The following is a 20794-nucleotide window of genomic DNA, read 5'->3' on the forward strand; positions in this document are numbered from 1 at the left end:
GTCCCGTCGTGCCCAGCAGCGCACCGATCGCGTAGGTCGCACCGAGAGCCAGCGCACCGCCGACCACTACCCGGATCGCGGCTCGAGTCCGGGATCCGCCACCGATCCAGGCAGCGATCGCACCGGTCAAGGCGAGCGCGGCGAGCGTGGCGGCGAAGGTCACCGGCACGCGCAGATCGGGGCCGGGCAGCAGGATCGCGAGCATCGGCAGGACGGCACCGATCGCGAACGAGGCGAACGAAGCGATCGCGGCGTGCCAGGGATTGGCGACGCCGTCCTGGTTGATGCCGTGCCGCTCGCGCACCTGCGTGCCGAGCGGATCGCGGGCGGTGAGCTCCTCGGCGACCCGGCGCGCGGTTTCCGCGGAAGCGCCGCGTTCCTCGTAGATGCCGGCCAGCTCCCGCTGCTCCCGCGCCGGATCTTCTGCCAGCGCGCGACGCTGCTGATCGACGAGCGCCCGCTCGCTGTCGCGCTGGCTGGAGACCGACACGTACTCGCCCAGCGCCATGGACACCGCGCCACCGATCGCGGCGGCGAGCCCGGCGGTGATGATCGGCCCGGTGGAGACCGTGGCTCCCGCCACGCCGACGAGGACTGCCGCGGTCGAGACGATCCCGTCGTTGGCCCCCAGCACTCCGGCCCGCAGCGCGTTGAGCCGTTGTTCGAGCGGGACACCCGACGACCGGCGCAGTTCGGGAGCACTCGGTTCAGGAGTGCGATCGACCATTTCCGAAGTAGTCACATTTCCAGACATTAACCGGAACGAATGGGGACGACAATCAAGGAAAGTCTTCCCTAATCTCCGCGAACCAGAACGCACACAGGGCAGGCTCCCCTAGAAAAGGAAAGGCTTCACTACCCTTCTCGAGCAACGCCTAACCTGGCGGAAACACAGCCTCCATTGCAGCCGTTTTAGCTGGCCATAAGCCATCTGGCCGAGAAAGTCCGACTACCCATCTGCAAAAAGTCGATGCCCGAACCGGACGAATTCGCCGCCCGCACGACCGAATGTTCCGGCGACGAATCACAACCCCCGAAACTTCGGTCGCTCAACCATGTGATGAAGCCGACTCGATCACGCACGACGCCGAACTCGGATGGCCACCGACGGGCACTCGCCCACGCCTACCGGGACGACCCGACCCGCCCCCGCTCCTCCGGCTCCAGGACGAAGTCGTACCCGCCGATCCGGCCGGGCCGCACGCTGACGCGGTCCACGGCAGGCCGGCGCCCCGGCGCGGAAGCAACAACGGTCACGTACTGCCCGGGCAGATCGTGCACCTCGTACTCCCCCGACCCGCCGGCCACCAGGTGCGCCAGCTGGACCCCGCTCGCATCCGTCACAGTGACGATCGCCCCGCTCACCGGCTCACCGCCGACATCCCGAACGGTCCCGGCGAGCGTGTGGTGGTACCGCGGCTTCGGGGCCTCGATGGCGGGGTCGACGACGACATCGCTGTCGTCCTCGTGCTCGTAGGTACCCGCGGTGGTGACCACTTCCGGGTCCGACACGCGCTTCCGCCTGGCCCGCACCTGGTTGACCACCACCAGCAGGATCCCCAGCGCCCACCACGCGCACAGCCCGAGGACCGCGGGCAGGGCCCCGGCACCGTTGAAGTACAAGATCCCGCGCATCGAGTCCACGGCCTGCCCCAGCGGCAAGAACCGGTGCAGGGACTGGAAGAACGTCGGCACCAGCTCCTTCGGGATGGCCCCGCTGCTGGAAGGCATGCTCAGCAGCACGAACGTCCCCATGGCCACTCCGGGGATGAACTGCTTGACGTAGGGCACCAACCCGAACGTCGGCCACGCGACCGCCTGCGTGAGCAGGAAGCCGATGAGGATCAGGACCGGCTCGGGGTGGATGACGTCCATCGACCACGCGGCGAGGTAGCAGACGATCGCCCCGAAGGCCCCGACCCCGACGAGCGCGAGCAGCTTCTGCCGAGTGCTCAACGCGGCCCGCAGCAACATCATCACGGTGATGTAGGGCGGGATGTTCAGCGCCAGCAGGCAGTAGAACAGCCCGGTGCCCATCACATCACCGGGCGCCGACGGGGCCAGGTCGGTCATCACCAGGTGCTGCCCGGTGGCCGAAGCGACCGGGGTGAACATCTGCTGCAGCACCATCAGCAGCGCCGAGCCGTTCGCCTTGGCGTAGAACAGCTCCCCGTGCGCCGGGTCGTAAGCGGCGACGGCATCGCGATGCGTGATCGCGTCCCGCGCCCCCTGCACGTCGGGCACCGCCGCGACGTCCACCCCACCAGGCATCTTCTGCTCGAAAGCGGCCCCGAGCTGGTGCGCGGCCTGCTCGCCGACGACCGCGACGGGCATGTTGTGCGGCGCCGGGGCGTGGAACGGCAGCAGGTAGCAGACCATGAACCCGACGATGAAGAACATCGGGAACCACAGCGCCGATGCCAGGGTGCGCACCAGCGATGTCGGCTGTGCCTCGGTCAAGGGAACTCCTCGCGAGCAGGGCGGGGGCGCAACGCTGCACTCGGTTCGGATCGCCCGGCGCGATCGGCGCCGCGGGCGAGAACTACCCCGGGATTGACTGTTAGCGACACTAACTTATTTCTGCAGTCCGTGCAAAAATGCAGGTGTGCAACATCGGCGACTCGAAAGGAACGGACGAACCGGATGACCGACACCACGGCCGACACGACCTGCGGGCTGCGCGAGCGGAAGAAGCGCGCCACCCGGCAGGCGCTGCAGCACGCAGCCATCCGGCTGTTCCTGGAGCGCGGGGTCGAAGCGGTCACCGTGGAGGACATCTGCACCCGCGCCGAGGTGTCCCCGCGCACCTTCTTCAACTACTTCACGGCCAAGGAAGAAGTCCTGGTGCCGTGGAACTCCGACATCGTGGCGCGCACCGCCCAGGCCGTGCTGGCCCAGCCCGCCGACCACTCGCCGATCCGGGTGGCGCACACCGTCCTCGGTTCCGCGATCGACAGCGCCATGGCGGCCCCGACCTGGCGCGACCAGGCCCAGGTGCTGCGCGCCCACCCCGAGCTGATGCCCCGGGTCGTGCTCGCCTCCCGAGCGCTCGAGGCAGCGCTGGCCGACGGGCTGGCGCAACGGCTCGGCCGCGACCGCGACGACCTCTACGTCCGGCTCCTGGCGAGCACCGCCATCACGGCGATGCGCACGTCCATCCAGTCCTGGCACCAGGCGGGTCCGGAGGTCGACCCGCACGAGTTCCTGGACCGGGCGTTCGACCTGCTAGGCAGTGGGATGCCACCCGACTGACCGGCACTTTGCGAGAGGACCACGATGCCCGACCCCGCGCTGCTCACCGACTCCGACGCCGCCCGCCGCCTCGTCGCAGAACGCCTCGACCAGTTCCCCACCACCGACATCCCGCTGCTGAACCGCCGGTCAGCAGCAGTGGCGGTCGCGCTGGCCAGCGAGGGCGGAGAACTCGGCGTCTGGGTGACCCGGCGCGCCTCGACGCTGCGCGCGCACGCGGGTCAGTTCGCGCTGCCCGGCGGCCGGGTGGACCCGGGCGAGAACGCGGTCCAGGCAGCTCTGCGGGAGATGCGGGAAGAGCTCGGCGTGTCCGCCGCCGAGCACGACGTCCTCGGCCGGTTGGACGACTACGCGACGCGCTCCGGCTACGTGATCACGCCGATCGTGGTGTGGATCGGCGAGGCCCCGCAGCTGGCGCCCAACCCCGACGAAGTGGCCTGCGTCGACCTGGTTCCGCTGGCGGACCTGGACGTCGCGCCCCGGTTCGTGCAGATCGCCGAATCGGATCGCCCGGTGATCCAGCTGCCGCTGCTGGACACGCTCATCCACGCGCCGACAGCCGCCGTGCTGCACCAGTTCCGCGAGGTTGTCCTGCACGACCGGCACACCAGGGTGGCCGATCTGGAGCAGCCGCTGTTCGCCTGGCGTTGACCGCACGGGCGTAGCCTGGACCTGGAGGGAGATCCGGGAGCTTCCATGCGGCGCGAGTTGCTGCGCGCGGTTTTCGCCGCAGCTCTGATCGTGCTCGCGGTGCTCGGCGGAGTTGCGTGCAGCCCGTCCCAGCCACCGCGTGCCGGAGCTCCTCCTGCGCCACCACCGGGCGGCGCCCCAGCAGCCCCTTCCGCACCGGTGCTCGCGGTGAAGATCGACAACGTGCCGGAGGCCCGGCCGCCGGTGGGCATCGGTGCCGCGAACCTGGTCTACGTCGAACCGGTCGAGGGCGGCTACAGCCGCCTGCTGGGGATCTTCGCCGGCCAGCTACCGCCCCTGATCGGCCCGGTCCGCAGCGCGCGGGAGACCGACGCCGAGCTGCTCCCCCAGTTCGGCCACCCGACCCTGGCCTTCTCCGGTGCAGCGCCTGAACTGATCCCCCTGATCGACTCCGCGCCGCTGACGGACGCCTCCGACTCCAACCAGCCCGCCGCCTACTCCCGGGACAACACGCGTCCGGTCCCGCACAACCTGTTCCTCGATCCGGCCAAGCTGCCGCCCGGCGCGGACTGGCCCGCCCAGAACCGCCCGACCGTCGGGCCCCCGCCCGCCGGCGGCACCCCGACCGACCACTACGAGGTCCACTTCCCCTCGGCCTCGGTGGAGTTCTACTGGGATCCGCCGACCCAGCGGTGGCTGGTGTCGATGGACGGCGCGCCCTACGCCGCGGTCGACACCGGCCGCCTCGGCGCGCCGACCGTGGTGATCCAGCGGGTGCACGAACGCGAATCCGCCATCCACGACGTGGCGGGCAACCCTTCCCCGATCGCCGAGACCGTCGGCAGCGGCGCGGTCGTGGTGCTGCGCGACGGGCGCGCTTTCGACGGCACCTGGTCCCGCACCGCGCCGGATGCCGGGACGACGTACACCGGCCCGTCGGGCGAGCCGCTGCCGGTCGGGACCGGCCAGGTGTGGATCGTGCTCAGCCCGTGAAGGAGGCGACGTGGCCCTGGTCAGGTTGTTCCTGTGCGGCGACGTGATGCCCGGTCGCGGGGTGGACCAGATCCTGCCGCACCCCGGTGATCCCGACCTGCACGAGCTCTACCTGCACGATGCGCGCAGCTACGTCGCGGCCGCCGAAGCGCTCAACGGCCCCATCCGCCGCCCGGTCGGATATGCCTGGCCGTGGGGCAGCGCGCTGCGGGCCATCGAGGAGGCCGCCCCGGACGTGCGGGTGATCAACCTCGAGTCCAGCATCACCCGCGACGACCACTTCGCCGCCCGCAAGGGCGTGCACTACCGGATGAACCCGGCCAACGTGGACTGCTTGCGCGCGGGCCACCCGGACGTGTGCAGCCTGGCCAACAACCACGTGCTGGACTTCGGCCGCCGCGGTCTGACCGACACGCTCGACGCGCTGTCCGCCGCCGGGTTGCGCTGGGTCGGTGCGGGCCGCGACGTCACCGAAGCGCACCGCCCGGCGCTGGTCGGCACGCCGCACGGCCGGGTCGCGGTGTTCGGTTGCGGCGCCGCTTCCAGCGGGATCCCCGGCGGCTGGGCGGCGACCGCGCAGCGCTCGGGCGTCAACTACCTGCCGGACCTCTCCGACCGGCGGGCCGCCGAGCTCACCGCGGAGATCCGCGAGCGAACCAGGCCCGGCGACATCGTGGTGGTCTCGCTGCACTGGGGCACCAACTGGCGGTACCACGTGGACGAGGACCAGATCCGCTTCGCGCACCGCCTGATCGACGGCGGGGTGCACGTGGTGCACGGCCACTCCTCCCACCACCCGCGCCCGATCGAGATCTACCGCGGTCGCCTGATCCTCTACGGCTGCGGCGACTTCATCGACGACTACGAGGGGATCCCCGGCTACGAGAGCTACCGGGACGACCTCCGCCTGCTGTTCTTCGCCTCCCTGACCCCCGCCGGTGACCTGGCCGAACTGCGCATGCTGCCGATGCAGTCCCGCCGCATGCGCCTGCACCCGGCCTCCGCTCCCGACACCGCGTGGCTCCGCGACACCCTGACCGACATCAGCGCCGACTTCGGCACCACCGTCTCCGTCTCCGGCGGAGCGCTCCTGGCCCACCACCGGTAAGTCCGAAGTGGACCGTCCGGTCAGCTCTCGTGGCCCGAGGTAGAACGGGACCATGCGCGCGATCATCCTCGGCTCGACCGGTGCGGGCCCCACCTGGCTGGAACGGCACGACGTCGAGCCCCCGCAACCGGAGGAGAACGAGGTCGTCGTCGAGGTCCGCGCTGCTGCGCTGAACCACGCCGACCTCGACGAACTGGCCGGCACCTACGCCTCGGACCAGCGTCGCCAGGACCGCCCGCACATCGTCGGCTCGGACGTCGCCGGAGTCGTCACCTCTGTCGGCGGTGCGGTGTCCGGAGTGCAAACCGGCGACCGCGTGATGGCGATGGTCGAGGGCGCCTTCGCCGACCAGGTCGCGTTCGACCACCGCCTCGCGCTCCCTGTCCCCGACGCGCTCGACTGGCCGGCAGCCGCTGCGCTGCCCTCTGCGCTGATGACGGAGTACGACGCCCTGCTCGGCCAGGGGCAGCTCGCAGCCGGCCAGGACGTGCTGATCACGGCCGCGACTTCCGGCGTCGGCCTGATCGCACTGGACATCGCGCGATGGGCGGGAGCGAACCAGGTCTTCGCGACGACCACGAGCTCGCAGAAGGAACTCCTGCTCACCGCGCGCGGCGCGCGAGCGGTCAACACCCGCGGCGAAGACCTCGCCGGAACCGTGCTCGCCGCCACCGGCGGCAGGGGCGTCGATCTCGTCATCGACCACGTCGGCGGCGCTTTCCTCGACGCGTGCATCGCGGCCACCCGCATCGGCGGCGCGGTCGTGCAGGTCGGCCGGGCGGCCGGCCCGGTGTCGACGATCGACGTGGACCGGCTCGCCCACCGCCGCGTCCACCTGATCGGCACCACCTTCCGAACCCGCGGCACCCACGACCGGGCCCGCATCGCCGAAGCGATCCGCACCCGCCTCCTCCCCGCAGTGGCCGACCGCCGGATCCGCCCGCACGTGCACGAAGTCCTCCCGGCGGCACAAGCGGAGAAGGCCCGCGAAGCACTGGCGAAACCGACCTCAGCAGGCAAGATCGTCCTCGACTTCCGCTGACCGGGGCGCGGCGATCGCGCGGCTCCGCGGAATTCTCGGTTAAGGTGATCTTTCTCAGCGCCGTGGGAGGGGATGCGCACCGATGCCCAAGTTCAGCTGGCACACCTGTCCCGTGCCCGAGGGCCTGCCGGTGCGGCAGGTGTACGGGTTCCTGTTCGTCCCCGACGGCCGGGTGCTGCTGCGGTTGGACGGCAGGAAGCACACCTTGCCCGGCGGGCGGCCCGAGCCCGGAGAGGTCGAGTACTCCGACATCCTGCGGCGGGAGACCATGGAAGAGGTCACCCTCGACATCGACGAGCCGCACTACCTGGGATACCAGTGCGTGGACGACGGGATCTCGCCGTACGCGCAGGTGCGGATGGCCGCCGTGATCAGCGGGGTGCACCCGCCCGCGCCCGATCCGGACAGCGGCCGGACCTACCGGCGGCTCCTGGTGCATCCCGGCAAGGCCGGCGACCTGCTGGCCTGGGGCGAAACCGGATACCTGCAGGCGACCGCCGCGGCGGAGGCCGCGATCGGGGTGTTCGGGCTCCCCGCCGACGGGCTGCCCGACACCGGCGAGCTCTGACGCCGCACACCTGAACAGCTCCGCGAAAGCACCCGCGACCGGACATCGGCGCGGGTGCTTTCTTCTGCCCGCGAAGTGCGGAAAACCTTGACCTGGCTCATCGCCGCGGCATATCGTTCGCATTAAGCACACGTGTTCACTATGCGCACAGACGAGGAGTGGTCGGGGTGGCACGCATCCTGCAGCTCGACGAGGCGATCGCGGAGCTCGTCCACGACGGCGACTCGATCGCCCTGGAGGGCTTCACGCACCTGATCCCGGTCGCCGCCGGGCACGAGATCATCCGGCAGGGACGCCGCGATCTCACCCTGATCCGGATGACCCCCGACATCGTGTACGACCAGCTCATCGGCGCCGGGTGCGCGCGCAAGCTGGTCTTCTCGTGGGGCGGCAACCCGGGCGTCGGCTCGCTGCACCGGTTCCGCGACGCCATCCAGAACTCCTGGCCGGTTCCGCTGGAGATCGAGGAGCACAGCCACGCCGGGATGGCCAACCGCTACGCGGCAGGCGCCTCCGGGCTGCCCTTCGCCGTGCTGCGCGGCTACCGCGGCACCGACCTGCCCGCGCAGACCGACACCATCAAGCCGATCGAGTGCCCGTTCACCGGGGAGCAGCTGACCGCCGTGCCCGCGCTCAACCCGGACGTCGGCATCATCCACGCGCAGCAGGCCGACCGGGCGGGCAACGTGCAGATGTGGGGCATCACCGGCGTGCAGAAGGAGACGGTGCTGGCCTCGAAGCGCTCGCTGGTCACCGTCGAGGAGATCGTCGACGAGCTGACCCCGCGCCCCGGCGCCGTCGTGCTGCCGCAGTGGGTGGTCACCGCCGTCGCCGAGGTCCCGGGTGGCGCGAGCCCGTCTTACGCGCAGGGTTATTACGAGCGCGACAACGCCTACTACCAGCAGTGGGATCCGATCGGCCGGGACCGGGAGAAGTTCGCGAACTGGCTGGAGACCGAGGTCCAGCGCGAGAGGAGCGGTCGATGACCACCGAGTACACCGCTGACGAGATGATGACCGTCGGGGCGGCCCGGTCGCTGCGCGACGGTGCGGCCTGCTTCGTCGGCATCGGCCTGCCCAGCACCGCCGCCAACCTCGCGCGGCGCACGCACGCACCGGACCTGGTGCTGATCTACGAGTCCGGCACGCTCGGCGCCAAGCCCGACCGGCTGCCGCTGTCCATCGGCGACGGCGTGCTGGCCGACACCGCGGACTCGGTGATCAGCGTGCCGGAGATCTTCAACTACTGGCTGCAGCCCGGCCGCATCGACGTCGGCTTCCTCGGTGGCGCGCAGGTGGACCGGTTCGGCAACATCAACACCACCGTGATCGGCGGCGACTACGCCGACCCGAAGGTGCGGCTGCCCGGTGCCGGCGGTGCGCCGGAGATCGCAGCGTCCTGCCAGGAGGTGCTCATCGTGATGCGGATGAGCCCGCGCAGCTTCGTCGACGAGCTCGACTTCGTCACCTCCGTCGGCTACGGCACCGGCAAGGGCGACCGGGAAGCGCTCGGGCTGCGCGGCCGGGGCCCGGTCAAGGTGATCACCGACCTGGGCGTGCTGGAACCCGACCCGGAGACCTGTGAACTCACCCTCACCCAGCTCAGCCCGGGTGCGACGGTCGAGCAGGCGCAGGCCGCCGTCGGATGGCCGCTGAAGGCCGTCGCGCAGCCCACCGAGCTGGCGCCGCCGAGCGAGACCGAGCTGGCGGTGCTGCGGGAGCTGAAGGCCACCATCGAAGGCGCGAAGTGAGCGGCGCCCGCCGCTCGGAGCACGAGGAGCAGCGATGACCACCTACGAAAGCCGGTCGCCAGCCGGGCTGGTGCTGCCCAGCTACGGGCACGACGAGCAATCCCACCCGGCGCTGGACACCCCCGAGTACCGCTCGTCGGCGCTGCGCCACCCCAAGCAGCCGCTGCAGTACCTGCCGCACTACCTGACCGAGATCACCGGTCCGCTGCTGGGGCAGGACCGCTGCGCGGAGCACGACCACGACCTGACGGTCCAGCACGGCGGGGAACCGCTGGGCGAGCGGATCATCGTCAGCGGCCGGGTGCTGGACTCCGACGGCAAGCCGGTGCCCAACACGCTGGTGGAGATCTGGCAGGCCAACTCGGCGGGCCGCTACCGGCACCAGGGCGACCGGCACCCGGCGCCGCTGGACCCGAACTTCTCCGGGACCGGCCGGTGCATGACCGACGCCGACGGCAACTACCGGTTCATCACCATCAAGCCCGGCGCCTACCCGTGGAAGAACCACGACAACGCCTGGCGCCCGGCGCACATCCACTTCTCGCTGTTCGGGCAGGCGTTCACCCAGCGGCTGATCACCCAGATGTACTTCCCGGGCGACCCGCTGTTCCACCAGGACCCGATCTTCAACTCGGTGCGCGACGAGCAGGCCCGCGAGCGGATGATCTCCCGCTTCGACCTGGACACGACGGTGCCGGAGTGGGCGCTGAGCTACAAGTGGGACATCGTGCTGCGCGGATCGCAGGCGACCGTGTTCGAGGACGAAGAGGACGAGGAGGACGACGATTGAGCCGCGCCCCGCGCAAACGGACCTCAGGGGAACGTGACGCAACCCGGCCACGAGAAACCGCAAGACGCGAGTTCGCCTCCGGACGCGACCACCACTGTGAATCGCGGAGAGGCGGAAAGGACGACTGATGGGTGCTTCGACTCCCCCGGCCACGACGCCGTCGCAGACCGTCGGCCCGTTCTACGCCCTGCCCGGCGGGATCCTGTGGGCCGACGGCCCGGAGGTCGTCGCCGACGGCACGCCCGGCTCGTTCCTGCTGCGCGGTCGGCTCCTCGACGGCAACGGCGACCCGATCCCCGACGGCGTGCTCGAGATCTGGCAGGCCGATGCGCAGGGCCGCTTCGACCACCCCGACGATCCGCGCCCGGAATCCTCGTCCTGGCAGGGTTTCGGCCGCTGCCCCACCGACACCGACGGCGGGTTCTGGTTCCGCACCGTCAAACCCGGCCCGCTGCCGACGCCGACCGGGGAGACCGAGGCTCCGCACATCAACGTGACGGTGCTGGCGCGCGGCATGCTCAACCGGGTGGTGACCCGCGTCTACTTCCCGGACGAGGAGCGGGCCAACGCCGCCGATCCGGTCCTGTCCGCAGTGGATCCGGCGCGCCGGGGCACGCTGCTGGCGACCCCGGACGACCAGGGCTACCGCTTCGACATCCGGATCCAGGGCGATGACGAAACCGTATTCTTCGCGATCTGACGGCCTGTTCGGGCCGATGTTCAGCACTCCTGCGGCCACCGAGCGGACCTCCGCCGCGGCCTGGCTGCAGGCGATGCTGGACTTCGAGTCGGCGCTGGCCGCGGCGCAGGCCGAAGCCGGGATCGTCCCGGTCACCGCCGCCGAGGAGATCGCCCGGCACTGCCGGGTGGAGCTGTTCGACGTCGACTCGATCGCCGAGCGCGCGGTGTCCTCGGCGACGCCGGTGATCGCGCTGGTGCGCGACCTCACCGCGTTGCTGGACGCCGACGCCAAACCGCACGTGCACCGGGGCGCGACCAGCCAGGACGTGATCGACACCGCCGCGATGCTGATCGCGCGCGATGTCCTGGGCCTGATCATCGACGATCTGCGTGCGGCGGCGGACGAGTGCGCACGCCTCGCCCGGCAGCACCGGGACACGGTGCTGATCGCCCGCTCGCTGTTGCAGCAAGCGCTGCCGACGACGTTCGGCAGCCGCTGCGCGAGTTGGCTGACCTCGCTCGACGAGGCGATCACCGCCCTGGAGCGGATCCGCCGGGAGCGGTTGGCCGTGCAATTCGGCGGAGCGGCGGGGACTTTGGCCGCGCTGGGCACCGGTGGTGTCCGGGTGGTCGGGCTGCTCGCTGCCGAGCTGGGGCTGGCCGAACCGGTGGTGCCGTGGCACACCGACCGCACTCGCATCGCCGAGCTGGCCGGGACGCTGGGCACGGCTGCCGGGGCGCTCGGCAAGATCGCTCTGGACGTCGAGCTGCACGCGCAGACCGAGATCGGTGAACTCGCCGAAGGCAAGGCAGGCGGTTCATCGGCCATGCCGCACAAGCAGAACCCGGTGTCCGCGGTGCTGATCACCGCCGCATCCCGCCGGGTGCCCGGCCTGGTCTCGACGCTGCTGTCGGCGATGCCGCAGGAGTACGAGCGCGCCGCCGGAGCTTGGCAGTCCGAGTGGGAACCGCTGGCCGAACTGCTGCGCCTGCTGGCCGCCGCTGCCGCGGGCACCAGGCAGCTGCTCGCCGGACTGCGGGTCCATCCCGAGAAGATGGCGGCCAACCTCGACCTGACCCGCGGCCTGGTGATGGCCGAAAGCGCGGCGGGCAGGCTGATGGATGCGCTCGGCCGCACCGAAGCGCAGGAACTGGTCGGACGGCTGTGCCGCCGCGCCGTGCAGGACGGCACGACGCTGCGCGCCGAGCTGCTGGCCGACCAGCAGGTTCGGAAGGTGCTGTCCGAGGACGAGGTCGTCGCGGCCACCGAACCGGCCGATTACCTCGGCTCCGCACCCGCATTCGTCGACCGCGCGCTGACCGCGCACGCGGAATTGGAGGACCGGTGAACGTCAACTACGAGCTGACCGGGCCCGACGGCGCCCCGGTCGTGGTGCTGTCCAACTCGCTGGGCACCGACCTGACGCTGTGGGACGACCAGGTTCCCGCGCTGGAGCGGGAGTTCCAGGTGCTGCGCTACGACCAGCGCGGCCACGGGGCCACCCCGGGCAGGCCCGGCCCGTACACGCTCAAGCAGCTCGGCGGGGACGTGCTCGCGCTGCTGGACACCTTGGGCGTCCGCAAGGCGCACTTCGCCGGGGTGTCGCTGGGCGGCATGACCGGCATGTGGCTGGCCGAGAACGCCCCGGAGCGCATCGACCGGCTCGCCCTGATCTGCACCTCCGCCGACCTCGGCCCGGCGTCGATGTGGCGGGACCGCGCCGCGACGGTGCGCGAGAAGGGCACTTCGGCGATGGTGGAGCCGTCGCTGCCGAAGTGGTTCACCCCGGCGCTGGCAGAACGGGACGACATCGTCGCCAAGTTCGGCGGTGTGCTCGCCGCCGCGGACGACGAGGGCTACGCGGGGTGCTGCGAAGCCATCGCGGACATGGACCTGCTGGACGGGCTCGGCGGGATCACCGCGCCCACGCTGGTCATCGCCGGTGCTGAAGACCCCGCCACTCCCCCGTCGCACGCCGAGCAGATCGCCGCCGGCATCCCGGGCGCCCGCGTGGAGGTGCTGTCCCCGGCCGCGCACCTGGCCAACGCCGAGCAGCCGGACGAGGTCAACCGGCTGCTGCTCGAGCACTTCACGAGGAGCCTGTGATGCCCGACCGCCTCGACGACGAAACCCGCCGCGCGCAGGGCATGGGCGTGCGCCGGGAGGTGCTCGGCGACGAGCACGTGGACCGCGCCAACTCCAAGATCACGCCGTTCACCGAGGGCTTCCAGGACTTCATCACCCGCTACGCCTGGGGTGAGCTGTGGAGCGGCGACGGGGTCGACCGGCAGACCCGGAGCATGCTGACCCTGGCGATCCTGGCCGCGGTGGGCTGCGAGGACGAGTTCGCCATGCACGTCAAGGCCGCGCGCCGCAACGGGGTACCGCCGGAGCACATCCGCGAGGTGCTGATGCACGTCGCGGTCTACGCCGGGGTGCCCCGCGCCAACAGCGCCTTCGCGATCGCCAATACGATCCTGGGTGACGAGAAGTCCGACTGAGCAGGGGGAAGCATGGAGTCCGCGTCCGAGACCAGCAGCGGTTACGTGCAGTCGCTGGCGCGTGGGCTCATGGTGATCCGCGCTTTCGACGAGTCCAAGCCCGAGATGACGCTGTCGGAGGTCGCCCGCGCGACGGACTTGTCGCGCGCGGCGGCCCGGCGGTTCCTGCACACCTTGGTGCACCTGGGCTACGTGTGGACCGACGGCCGGGTGTTCGCGCTGACCCCGCGGGTGCTGGAGCTCGGTTTCGCCTACCTGTCCAGCATTTCGCTGCCGGAGATCGCCCAGCCCTACCTCGAGCGCCTGGTCGCCGAGGTGCACGAGTCGGCGTCGGTGTCCGTGCTGGACGGTCCGGACATCGTCTACGTGGCGCGCGTGCCCACCTCGCGGATCATGACCGTGTCGATCAACATCGGCACCCGGTTCCCGGCCTACGCCACCTCGATGGGCCGGGTCCTGCTGGCCGACCTGCCACCGGCCGAACTGGACGTCTACCTGTCCGAAGTGGACCTGGCGCCGCTGGGACCGCACACCATCACCACTCCCGACGAGTTCCGGGAGGAGCTGGCGCGCATCCGCGAGCAGGGCTGGGCGCTGGTGGACCAGGAGTTGGAGGCCGGGCTGCGGTCGATCGCCGCGCCGATCCGGGACCGGTCGAACAAGGTGGTGGCGGCGGTGAACATCTCCTCGCACGCCACCCGCACCAGCCCGGAGGACGCCCGCACCCACCTCCTGCCGCCGCTGCTGAACACCGCATCGCGCATCGCCGCCGACCTCTCCGTGGCCCCGGCGTCCCGCGCGGTGTCGCGCTGATTCAGCCGAGTTCCTGACGCCAAGCGCTGCTGTAGAAGCTGCGGATGTGCCGCTCGACCTGCACTTCTGCTTCGGCGGAATCTCGGGCGACCAGAGCTTGGTAGATCTGGCGGTGGTCGTGGCGCAGGCCGTCGGCGACCGGGAACCACTCGTCGCCGAGGTCGTCGAAGGCTTCGCGCAGGGGTCCGCGCAGCGATTCCCGGATCGCGATCGTCATGTCCGCGACCAGCCGGTTCCCGCCGGCTTCGGCGATGGCGACGTGGAACCGGGTGTCCAGGTCGCTGAACCGGTCCCGGTCGCAGTCCGGTGAGTCCATCTCGTCCAGCATCGCGCCCAGCTCGTCCAGTTCGGCCTCGGTGGCGCGCTGGGCGGCGTTGCGAGCGCTCTCGCGCTCCAGCATGATCCGCGCCCGCACGACGTCGGCCATCGGGAAGTTCGCCAGCGCCACGTGCAGCCGGAGCAGCCTGGTCAGGGCCTGGCTGGGCAGTGCCGCGACCGTCGTGCCGGAATCCGGGCCGGTGCCCACCGCCATCCGCAGCACGCCCTGCGCTTCCAGCGCGCGGAACGCCTCGCGCACCGCCGCGCGGCTCACACCGAGCATCTGCGCCAGGTCCCGCTCCGGCGGCAGGCGGTCTCCGACGCCGAGCTGGCCGCTGATGATCTGCTCCTCGACTCGGTCGATGACCAGCTCGTAGGTACGCGCCCTGGCGACCGGCCGCCAACCTGCGCGTTCGTCGTCATCCGAGCCGACCACGGACCCCCCTTTACAAACTCGACGAGCGATCTTTATGGTACCGCCAGCTCTTGGTCTGACCATAGAAAGGTCAACGACACAGAGAGGTGTCGCCTCGTGTACCAACCGCTCACCGCTCCGATCGCGGGCAGTCTCGGACTGTCCGCGCTGATCGCTGCGATCCCGCTGCTCGTCGTGTTCCTGCTGCTCGGCGTGCTGCGCGTCAAGGCGCACTGGGCCGCGCTGTCCGGGCTCGCCGCGGCACTGGTGATCGCCGTGCTCGCCTACGGGATGCCGGCCGATCTCGCGCTGCTGTCCGCAGGTCAAGGCGCCGCGTTCGGCGTGCTGCCGATCCTGTGGATCGTCATCACCGCCATCTGGCTCTACCAGCTCACCGTCCGCAGCGGTCGTTTCGAGGACCTCCGGGCGCTCTTCTCGCTGCTCTCCCCCGACCCGCGGATCCAGGCCGTGGTGATCGCCTTCTGCTTCGGCGGGCTGCTCGAAGCCCTCGCCGGGTTCGGTGCCCCCGTCGCGATCACCGGCATGATGCTGGTGTCGATCGGCTTCCCGCCCGTGCGCGCGGCGGTGACGGTGCTGCTGGCCAACACCGCGCCCGTCGCCTTCGGTGCGCTGAGCACGCCGATCATCACCGCCGGTCAGCTCACCGGGATCCCGTACGAGCACATCGGTGCCGTCGTCGGACGGCAGACCCCGCTGCTGGCCGTGCTCGTCCCCATCCTGCTGGTCCTCGTGGTGGACGGTCGGCGCGGTGTGCGGCAGGTCTGGCCCGCCGCCCTGGTCACCGGTGCGGCGTTCGCGATCGCGCAGTTCGTGTGCGCCAGCTACATCTCGGTGCCGCTGACCGACATCGTCTCCTCGCTGGTCGGGGCGGTGGCGCTGGTCGTGCTGCTGCGCTTCTGGCAGCCCGCGGGCGGCGACGAAGCACGCGCCAGGATCACCGGTGGCGCAGCGACCGGTGCGACCCCCGACCAGCAGTTGGGCGCCGGGCGGGTCTTCCTCGCCCTGTTCCCGTACCTGCTGGTGGTCGCCGTGTTCTCGGTGGTCAAGCTGTGGGAGCCCGCGGAGGAGGCGCTGGCCGCGACCGACGTCAAGATCCCCTGGCCGCGCCTGCACGACTCGCTGCTGACCGCGTCCGGAGAACCGGCCAGCAGCACGGTGTTCACGCTGAGCTGGTTGTCCACCCCCGGCACCTTGCTGCTCCTGTGCGGTTTCGGGGTGGCCCTGGTCTACCGGATGAAGCCGCTGGAAGCGGTGGCCGAGCTCGGCCGCACCGTGGTGTCGATGCGCTGGTCGGGCCTGACCATCATCAGCGTCCTGGCGCTGGCCTACGTGATGAACCAGTCCGGGCAGACCACCACGATCGGCACCGCCATCGCCGGGGTCGGATCCGCGTTCGCCTTCTTCTCCCCCGTGCTGGGCTGGCTCGGCGTCGCGGTCACCGGCTCGGACACCAGCGCCAACGCGCTGTTCGCGAGCCTGCAGCAGGTCGCCGCGGAGCGGGTCGGGGTCGACCCGGCGCTGCTGGTCGCGGCCAACACCTCCGGCGGCGTGATGGGCAAGATGGTCAGCCCGCAGAACCTGGCGATCGTGGCCACCGCGGTCGGCATGGCCGGCGCGGAGGCCAAGATCCTGCGCGAAGTCGTCAAGTGGAGCATCGGGCTGCTGCTGGTCCTGTGCGCACTGGTCTTCCTGCAGTCCAACGTCTTGTCGTGGATGCTTCCACGGTGAACGAATCCGAACGAGGTGATGTGGCATGAGGGTGGCGCTGTTCGCGACCTGCCTCGGGGACACGATGTTCCCGGCAGCGCCGAAGGCGACCGTGCAGGTGTTGGAGCGGCTCGGCTGCGAGGTGGAGTTCCCCGCCGCGCAGACCTGCTGCGGGCAGATGCACACCAACACCGGGTACCGCAAGCAGGCGAAGTCCTCGGTGCGGACCTTCGTGGACGCCTTCGCCGACTACGACGCCGTCGTCGCCCCGTCCGGATCGTGCGTCGCCTCGGTGCGCCACCAGCACGCCATGGTCGCTGAAGGCGACAAGAAGCTCAGCCGCGCGGTCGCGCAGGTGGCCCCGCAGGTGCACGAGCTGTCGGAGTTCCTGGTGGACGTGCTCGGCGTGACCGATGTCGGCGCGTACTTCCCGCACCGGGTCACCTACCACCCGACCTGCCACTCCGCCCGGCTGCTGCGGGTCGGCGACCGCCCGCTGCAGCTGCTGCGCGCGGTGCGCTCGCTGGAGCTGGTCGAGCTGCCCGCGGCCGAACAGTGCTGCGGGTTCGGCGGCACGTTCGCGCTGAAGAACCCGGACGTGTCGGTGGCGATGGGCGCCGACAAGGCGCGGCACGTCCGGGAAACCGACGCCGAGGTGCTCTGCGCCGGGGACAACTCGTGCCTGATGCACATCGGCGGGCTGCTGTCCCGGCAGCGCTCCGGAATCCGGGTGATGCACCTCGCCGAGATCCTGGCCAGCGCGGAAGGAGCCGACCGGTGACCGACACCTACCTGGGCATGCCCGCGTTCCCGCAGGCGGCCAAGCGGGAGCTGGCCAACTCGCAGCTGCGGCACAACCTCGCCAACGCCACCTCCACGATCCGGCACAAGCGAGCCGACGTGGTCGGCGAACTCGACGACTGGGCGCAGCTGCGCGAGGCGGGCGCGGCGATCAAGACCCACACGCTGTCCAACCTGGACACCTACCTGGAGCGGTTCGAGGAGGCGGTCACCGCCGCCGGTGGCACCGTGCACTGGGCGCGCGACGCCGAGGAGGCCAACCGCATCGTGGTGGACCTGGTGAGTGCCACCGGGGAACGCGAAGTCGTCAAGGTCAAGTCGATGGCCACCCAGGAGATCGAGCTCAACGAGGCGTTGCAGGACGCCGGGATCGACGCCTGGGAGACCGACCTGGCGGAGCTGATCGTCCAGCTCGGCCACGACACGCCGAGCCACATCCTGGTGCCCGCGATCCACCGCAACCGCGCGGAGATCCGGGAGATCTTCCAGCAGGAGATGGGCAAGGTCGGCACTCCCGCCCCGGCGGACCTCACCGACGAGCCCGCCCGGCTGGCCGAAGCCGCGCGCCGCCACCTGCGGGAGAAGTTCCTGCGGGCCAAGGTCGCCGTCTCCGGCGCGAACTTCGCGGTCGCCGACACCGGCACCCTGGTCGTGGTGGAGTCCGAGGGCAACGGCCGGATGTGCCTGACGCTGCCGGAAACGCTGATCAGCGTCGTGGGCATCGAGAAACTGGTGCCGAGCTGGCAGGACCTGGAGGTCTTCCTGCAGCTGCTGCCGCGGTCGAGCACCGGCGAGCGGATGAACCCCTACACCTCGACCTGGACCGGCGTCACGCCCGGCGACGGACCGCAGCAGTTCCACGTGGTGCTGCTGGACAACGGCCGCACCAACGCCCTCGCCGACGAGATCGGCCGCCAGGCGCTGCGCTGCATCCGCTGCTCGGCCTGCCTGAACGTGTGCCCGGTCTACGAGCGCACCGGCGGCCACGCCTACGGTTCGGTCTACCCCGGTCCGATCGGCGCGGTGCTGACGCCGCAGCTGCGCGGCACGACGTCCGAAGTGGACAAAGCGCTGCCCTACGCGTCCTCGCTGTGCGGGGCCTGCTACGACGTGTGCCCGGTCGCGATCAACATCCCGGATCTGCTGGTGCACCTGCGGACCCGCGTGGTCGAGGAGCACCACGGCTGGCGGTCCAAGCCGATGGACGCGCTGATGGCCCTGGCGTCCTGGGTGCTCGGCGATGCCAAGCGGTTGGGCGCCGCGCAGAAGGTGGCGTCGTTGAGCCGCAAGGTGATCGGCCGCAAGGGCACCATCGGCCGGCTGCCTCCGCCGCTGTCGCGGTGGACCGATGCGCGCGACGCACCGGCACCGGCCGCGGAGTCCTTCCGGACCTGGTGGGAACGCAATCGAGGAGGCGATGCGCGATGAGCGCGGGCAGTTCGGCACGTGCGGAGATCCTGGGCCGCGTGCGCTCGGCCCTCGCAGGCACCGAGCGGACGCCGCTGGCGGACGTCCCGCGGCGCTACCGGGAGCACCGCCCGGCGGACGCTCTGGTGGGCCTGGTCTGCGACCGGGTCGCCGACTACCGGGCCACTGTGGCCCGGGTCGCGCCGGGCGGGCTGACCGCCGCGATCGTGGCCGCCGCGCGCGGCGTCGGAGCTCGCCGGGTGCTTGCCCCAACTGGGGCACCACAGGCGTGGTGCGACGCGCTGAACAGCGAGTTCGAGCACGTGGAGGACGGCGAAAGCATCGACACGGCCGGGTTGGAGCGGGTCGACGCGGTCATCACCACGGCCGTGGTGGGCATCGCCTCGACCGGCACCATCGTGCTCGACCACGGCCCGGGGCAAGGACATCGCGCGCTGACCCTGGTGCCGGACGTGCACATCTGCGTGGTCGCCGAGTCGCAGGTCGCCGACGACGTCCCGGAGGGGCTGCGGCGGCTGGACCCGGCGCGGCCGATGACCTTCATCAGCGGCCCGTCGGCCACCAGCGACATCGAGCTCAACCGCGTCGAAGGCGTGCACGGACCTCGAACGCTCCACGTCCTGGTCACCCCGGACTCGCCGTAGGAAATACCCGGCAGCTGCGAACCACGTGACGCTCCCCGCCGTCGAACAGGCACACTGATCACCTGGACGTGTGACCGAAGGAGTCGACCGTGGAGGCCCACGCGCCGTTGGAGCCGCAGCCGGACGTCGTCGCGCGAGCGGCGGCATTGCACGACCAGCTGGCGTCGCACCGCGAAGAAGGCGAGCAGCGGCGCCGGCTGGCCGGCGAGACGATCGCGGCGCTGGACGGGGCGGGGTTGTTCCGCGCCTGGGTTCCGCGCCGCTTCGGCGGTTCCGAGCTCGACATGCGCACGCTCGTCGACGCCATCGCGGAGATCACCAAGGGCGATGCGTCGGCGGGCTGGCTGGTCATGATCCTCGGCTGCGGCGACTGGCTGACCGGGCTGTTCCCGGACAAGGCCCAGCAGGAGGTCTTCGGCCCCGACCCGGACACCAAGATCTGCCAGGTCCTCACGCCGAAGACCCGGGCCCGCCGGACCGACGGCGGCTGGCTGGTCAGCGGCCGGTGGGCACCGGCCTCCGGCTGCCTGCACTCGGAGTGGGCGATGCTGGGCATGGCGCTGCCGGAGCACGGCGCCTCGTTCGGCTTGGTGCCGATGCGCGAGCTGAGCATCGAGGACACCTGGTTCACCCTCGGCATGCGCGGAACCGGCAGCAACATGCTCGTCGGCGAGGACGTGTTCATCCCCGATCACCGGGTGATGCACCGCGGTCCTGCGACGCGCGGCGAGTTCCCCAGCACCGAGAACGACTCCCCGCGCTACCGGACCGCGCTGGTGCCCACGCTGGCCACCGTCCTGATCGCGCCGATCCTCGGGATGGCCGAACAGGCCTTGGCGCACGTGGTTTCGCAGGCCGGCCGGCGGGGCATCGCGTTCACCAGCTACGAGCGCCAGCTCGACTCGACCGGTTTCCAGCTGGCGGTGGCCGAAGCAGCGACCAAGATCGACGTTGCGCGGATGATCGCGCACCGGTCGGCGGCCACCGTCGACGGGCACGCGCACGCCGGAACGCACCCGGACCTGCTGGAGCGCACCCGGATCCGGCAGCACTCCAGCTACGCGCTCCAGCAGTGCCGGGACGCCGTCCAGGTGCTGGTGAACGCCTACGGAGCAGGAGCGATGTCGGAGCGGGATCCGCTGCACGCCATCGTCCGCGACATCGAGACCGCCTCCCGGCACGCGCTCGCCCACCCGGCGTCCAACGCAGAGGTCTTCGGCCGCGCGCTGCTCGGCGTGGAACCGGGGATCACCGAGATGATCTGAGCCCCCTCCGCTCGCCACACGATCAAGTGACGCCGGGAACCGTTG

At 70.9% G+C, this 20794-nt stretch carries 22 protein-coding genes; 19 read left to right on the forward strand and 3 right to left on the reverse strand.

What is annotated here, in order from left to right; all coding sequences use genetic code 11:
• Both OU415_RS17505 and OU415_RS17510 read right to left on the reverse strand, forming a co-directional pair.
• A partial coding sequence (locus OU415_RS17505; protein WP_270949913.1) for a VIT1/CCC1 transporter family protein occupies nt 1–742 on the reverse strand: 742 nt, incomplete at its 3' end.
• Nucleotides 743–1125: 383 nt separating this feature from the next.
• Complete coding sequence (locus OU415_RS17510; RefSeq protein WP_270949915.1) at nt 1126–2460, reverse strand: carboxypeptidase regulatory-like domain-containing protein; 1335 nt, start codon at nt 2458–2460, stop codon at nt 1126–1128.
• A 183-nt stretch (nt 2461–2643) separates the two neighbouring features.
• Between OU415_RS17510 and OU415_RS17515 the strand changes: the two genes are divergently transcribed.
• The 14 genes from OU415_RS17515 to OU415_RS17580 all read left to right on the forward strand — a co-directional run bounded on the left by OU415_RS17515 (nt 2644) and on the right by OU415_RS17580 (nt 14150).
• Nucleotides 2644–3252, forward strand: coding sequence for a TetR/AcrR family transcriptional regulator (locus tag OU415_RS17515; protein WP_270949917.1), 609 nt, complete (start codon nt 2644–2646; stop codon nt 3250–3252).
• A gap of 24 nt (nt 3253–3276) precedes the next feature.
• The gene (locus OU415_RS17520) at nt 3277–3903 is read left to right on the forward strand and encodes an NUDIX hydrolase (protein WP_270949918.1); all 627 of its coding nucleotides are present in this window, start codon (nt 3277–3279) and stop codon (nt 3901–3903) included.
• Nucleotides 3904–3948: 45 nt separating this feature from the next.
• On the forward strand, nt 3949–4896 hold the full coding sequence (locus OU415_RS17525; protein WP_270949919.1) for a DUF3048 domain-containing protein: 948 nt from the start codon (nt 3949–3951) through the stop codon (nt 4894–4896).
• A gap of 10 nt (nt 4897–4906) precedes the next feature.
• Nucleotides 4907–6004, forward strand: coding sequence for a CapA family protein (locus OU415_RS17530; protein ID WP_270949920.1), 1098 nt, complete (start codon nt 4907–4909; stop codon nt 6002–6004).
• 52 nt (nt 6005–6056) lie between these two features.
• Nucleotides 6057–7046, forward strand: a complete 990-nt coding sequence (locus tag OU415_RS17535) for a zinc-binding dehydrogenase (RefSeq protein ID WP_270949921.1) — start codon at nt 6057–6059, stop codon at nt 7044–7046.
• A gap of 82 nt (nt 7047–7128) precedes the next feature.
• On the forward strand, nt 7129–7614 hold the full coding sequence (locus OU415_RS17540; protein WP_270949922.1) for an NUDIX domain-containing protein: 486 nt from the start codon (nt 7129–7131) through the stop codon (nt 7612–7614).
• A 167-nt stretch (nt 7615–7781) separates the two neighbouring features.
• Complete coding sequence (locus tag OU415_RS17545) at nt 7782–8600, forward strand: CoA transferase subunit A (protein WP_270949923.1); 819 nt, start codon at nt 7782–7784, stop codon at nt 8598–8600.
• Nucleotides 8597–9364: a CoA-transferase subunit beta gene (locus OU415_RS17550; protein WP_270949924.1), complete on the forward strand. Its 768-nt coding sequence runs from the start codon at nt 8597–8599 to the stop codon at nt 9362–9364. Before OU415_RS17545 ends, OU415_RS17550 begins: the two co-directional genes overlap by 4 nt.
• Nucleotides 9365–9398: 34 nt before the next feature.
• Nucleotides 9399–10154, forward strand: a complete 756-nt coding sequence (gene pcaH / locus OU415_RS17555) for a protocatechuate 3,4-dioxygenase subunit beta (protein WP_270949925.1) — start codon at nt 9399–9401, stop codon at nt 10152–10154.
• A 127-nt stretch (nt 10155–10281) separates the two neighbouring features.
• Nucleotides 10282–10854, forward strand: coding sequence for a protocatechuate 3,4-dioxygenase subunit alpha (gene pcaG / locus OU415_RS17560; RefSeq protein ID WP_270949926.1), 573 nt, complete (start codon nt 10282–10284; stop codon nt 10852–10854).
• Nucleotides 10855–10870: 16 nt separating this feature from the next.
• Nucleotides 10871–12184: a 3-carboxy-cis,cis-muconate cycloisomerase gene (gene pcaB, locus OU415_RS17565; RefSeq protein ID WP_270949927.1), complete on the forward strand. Its 1314-nt coding sequence runs from the start codon at nt 10871–10873 to the stop codon at nt 12182–12184.
• Nucleotides 12181–12942, forward strand: coding sequence for a 3-oxoadipate enol-lactonase (gene pcaD / locus OU415_RS17570; RefSeq protein WP_270949928.1), 762 nt, complete (start codon nt 12181–12183; stop codon nt 12940–12942). Before pcaB ends, pcaD begins: the two co-directional genes overlap by 4 nt.
• Entirely contained in the window at nt 12942–13337 is a 396-nt protein-coding gene (pcaC, locus tag OU415_RS17575; RefSeq protein WP_270949929.1) for a 4-carboxymuconolactone decarboxylase, read from the forward strand. Before pcaD ends, pcaC begins: the two co-directional genes overlap by 1 nt.
• A gap of 12 nt (nt 13338–13349) precedes the next feature.
• Entirely contained in the window at nt 13350–14150 is an 801-nt protein-coding gene (locus OU415_RS17580; RefSeq protein ID WP_270949930.1) for an IclR family transcriptional regulator, read from the forward strand.
• A gap of 1 nt (nt 14151) precedes the next feature.
• On the opposite strand, the gene OU415_RS17585 is transcribed toward OU415_RS17580, so the two are convergent.
• A complete protein-coding gene (locus OU415_RS17585; RefSeq protein WP_270949931.1) occupies nt 14152–14904 on the reverse strand; it encodes a FadR/GntR family transcriptional regulator in 753 nt (250 codons plus the stop codon).
• A 96-nt stretch (nt 14905–15000) separates the two neighbouring features.
• On the opposite strand from OU415_RS17585, the gene OU415_RS17590 reads away from it, so the two are divergent.
• The 5 genes from OU415_RS17590 (at nt 15001) to OU415_RS17610 (ending at nt 20749) form a co-directional block, all read left to right on the forward strand.
• The gene (locus OU415_RS17590) at nt 15001–16632 is read left to right on the forward strand and encodes an L-lactate permease (protein WP_270949932.1); all 1632 of its coding nucleotides are present in this window, start codon (nt 15001–15003) and stop codon (nt 16630–16632) included.
• A gap of 25 nt (nt 16633–16657) precedes the next feature.
• Nucleotides 16658–17392 carry a (Fe-S)-binding protein gene (locus OU415_RS17595; protein WP_270949933.1) on the forward strand — a complete coding sequence of 245 codons (735 nt, stop codon included), beginning with the start codon at nt 16658–16660 and terminating at the stop codon, nt 17390–17392.
• A 17-nt stretch (nt 17393–17409) separates the two neighbouring features.
• Nucleotides 17410–18840 carry a LutB/LldF family L-lactate oxidation iron-sulfur protein gene (locus tag OU415_RS17600; protein WP_270949993.1) on the forward strand — a complete coding sequence of 477 codons (1431 nt, stop codon included), beginning with the start codon at nt 17410–17412 and terminating at the stop codon, nt 18838–18840.
• Nucleotides 18837–19484 carry a LutC/YkgG family protein gene (locus OU415_RS17605; protein WP_270949934.1) on the forward strand — a complete coding sequence of 216 codons (648 nt, stop codon included), beginning with the start codon at nt 18837–18839 and terminating at the stop codon, nt 19482–19484. The genes OU415_RS17600 and OU415_RS17605 overlap by 4 nt, the downstream gene beginning before the upstream one ends.
• An 89-nt stretch (nt 19485–19573) precedes the next feature.
• Nucleotides 19574–20749 (forward strand): acyl-CoA dehydrogenase family protein, encoded by a 1176-nt coding sequence (locus OU415_RS17610; RefSeq protein ID WP_270949935.1) that lies wholly within the window; start codon nt 19574–19576, stop codon nt 20747–20749.
• Nucleotides 20750–20794 lie beyond the last annotated feature (45 nt).

The sequence above is a fragment of the Saccharopolyspora oryzae genome, assembly GCF_027853915.1.
GTDB classification, from domain to species: domain Bacteria; phylum Actinomycetota; class Actinomycetes; order Mycobacteriales; family Pseudonocardiaceae; genus Saccharopolyspora; species Saccharopolyspora oryzae.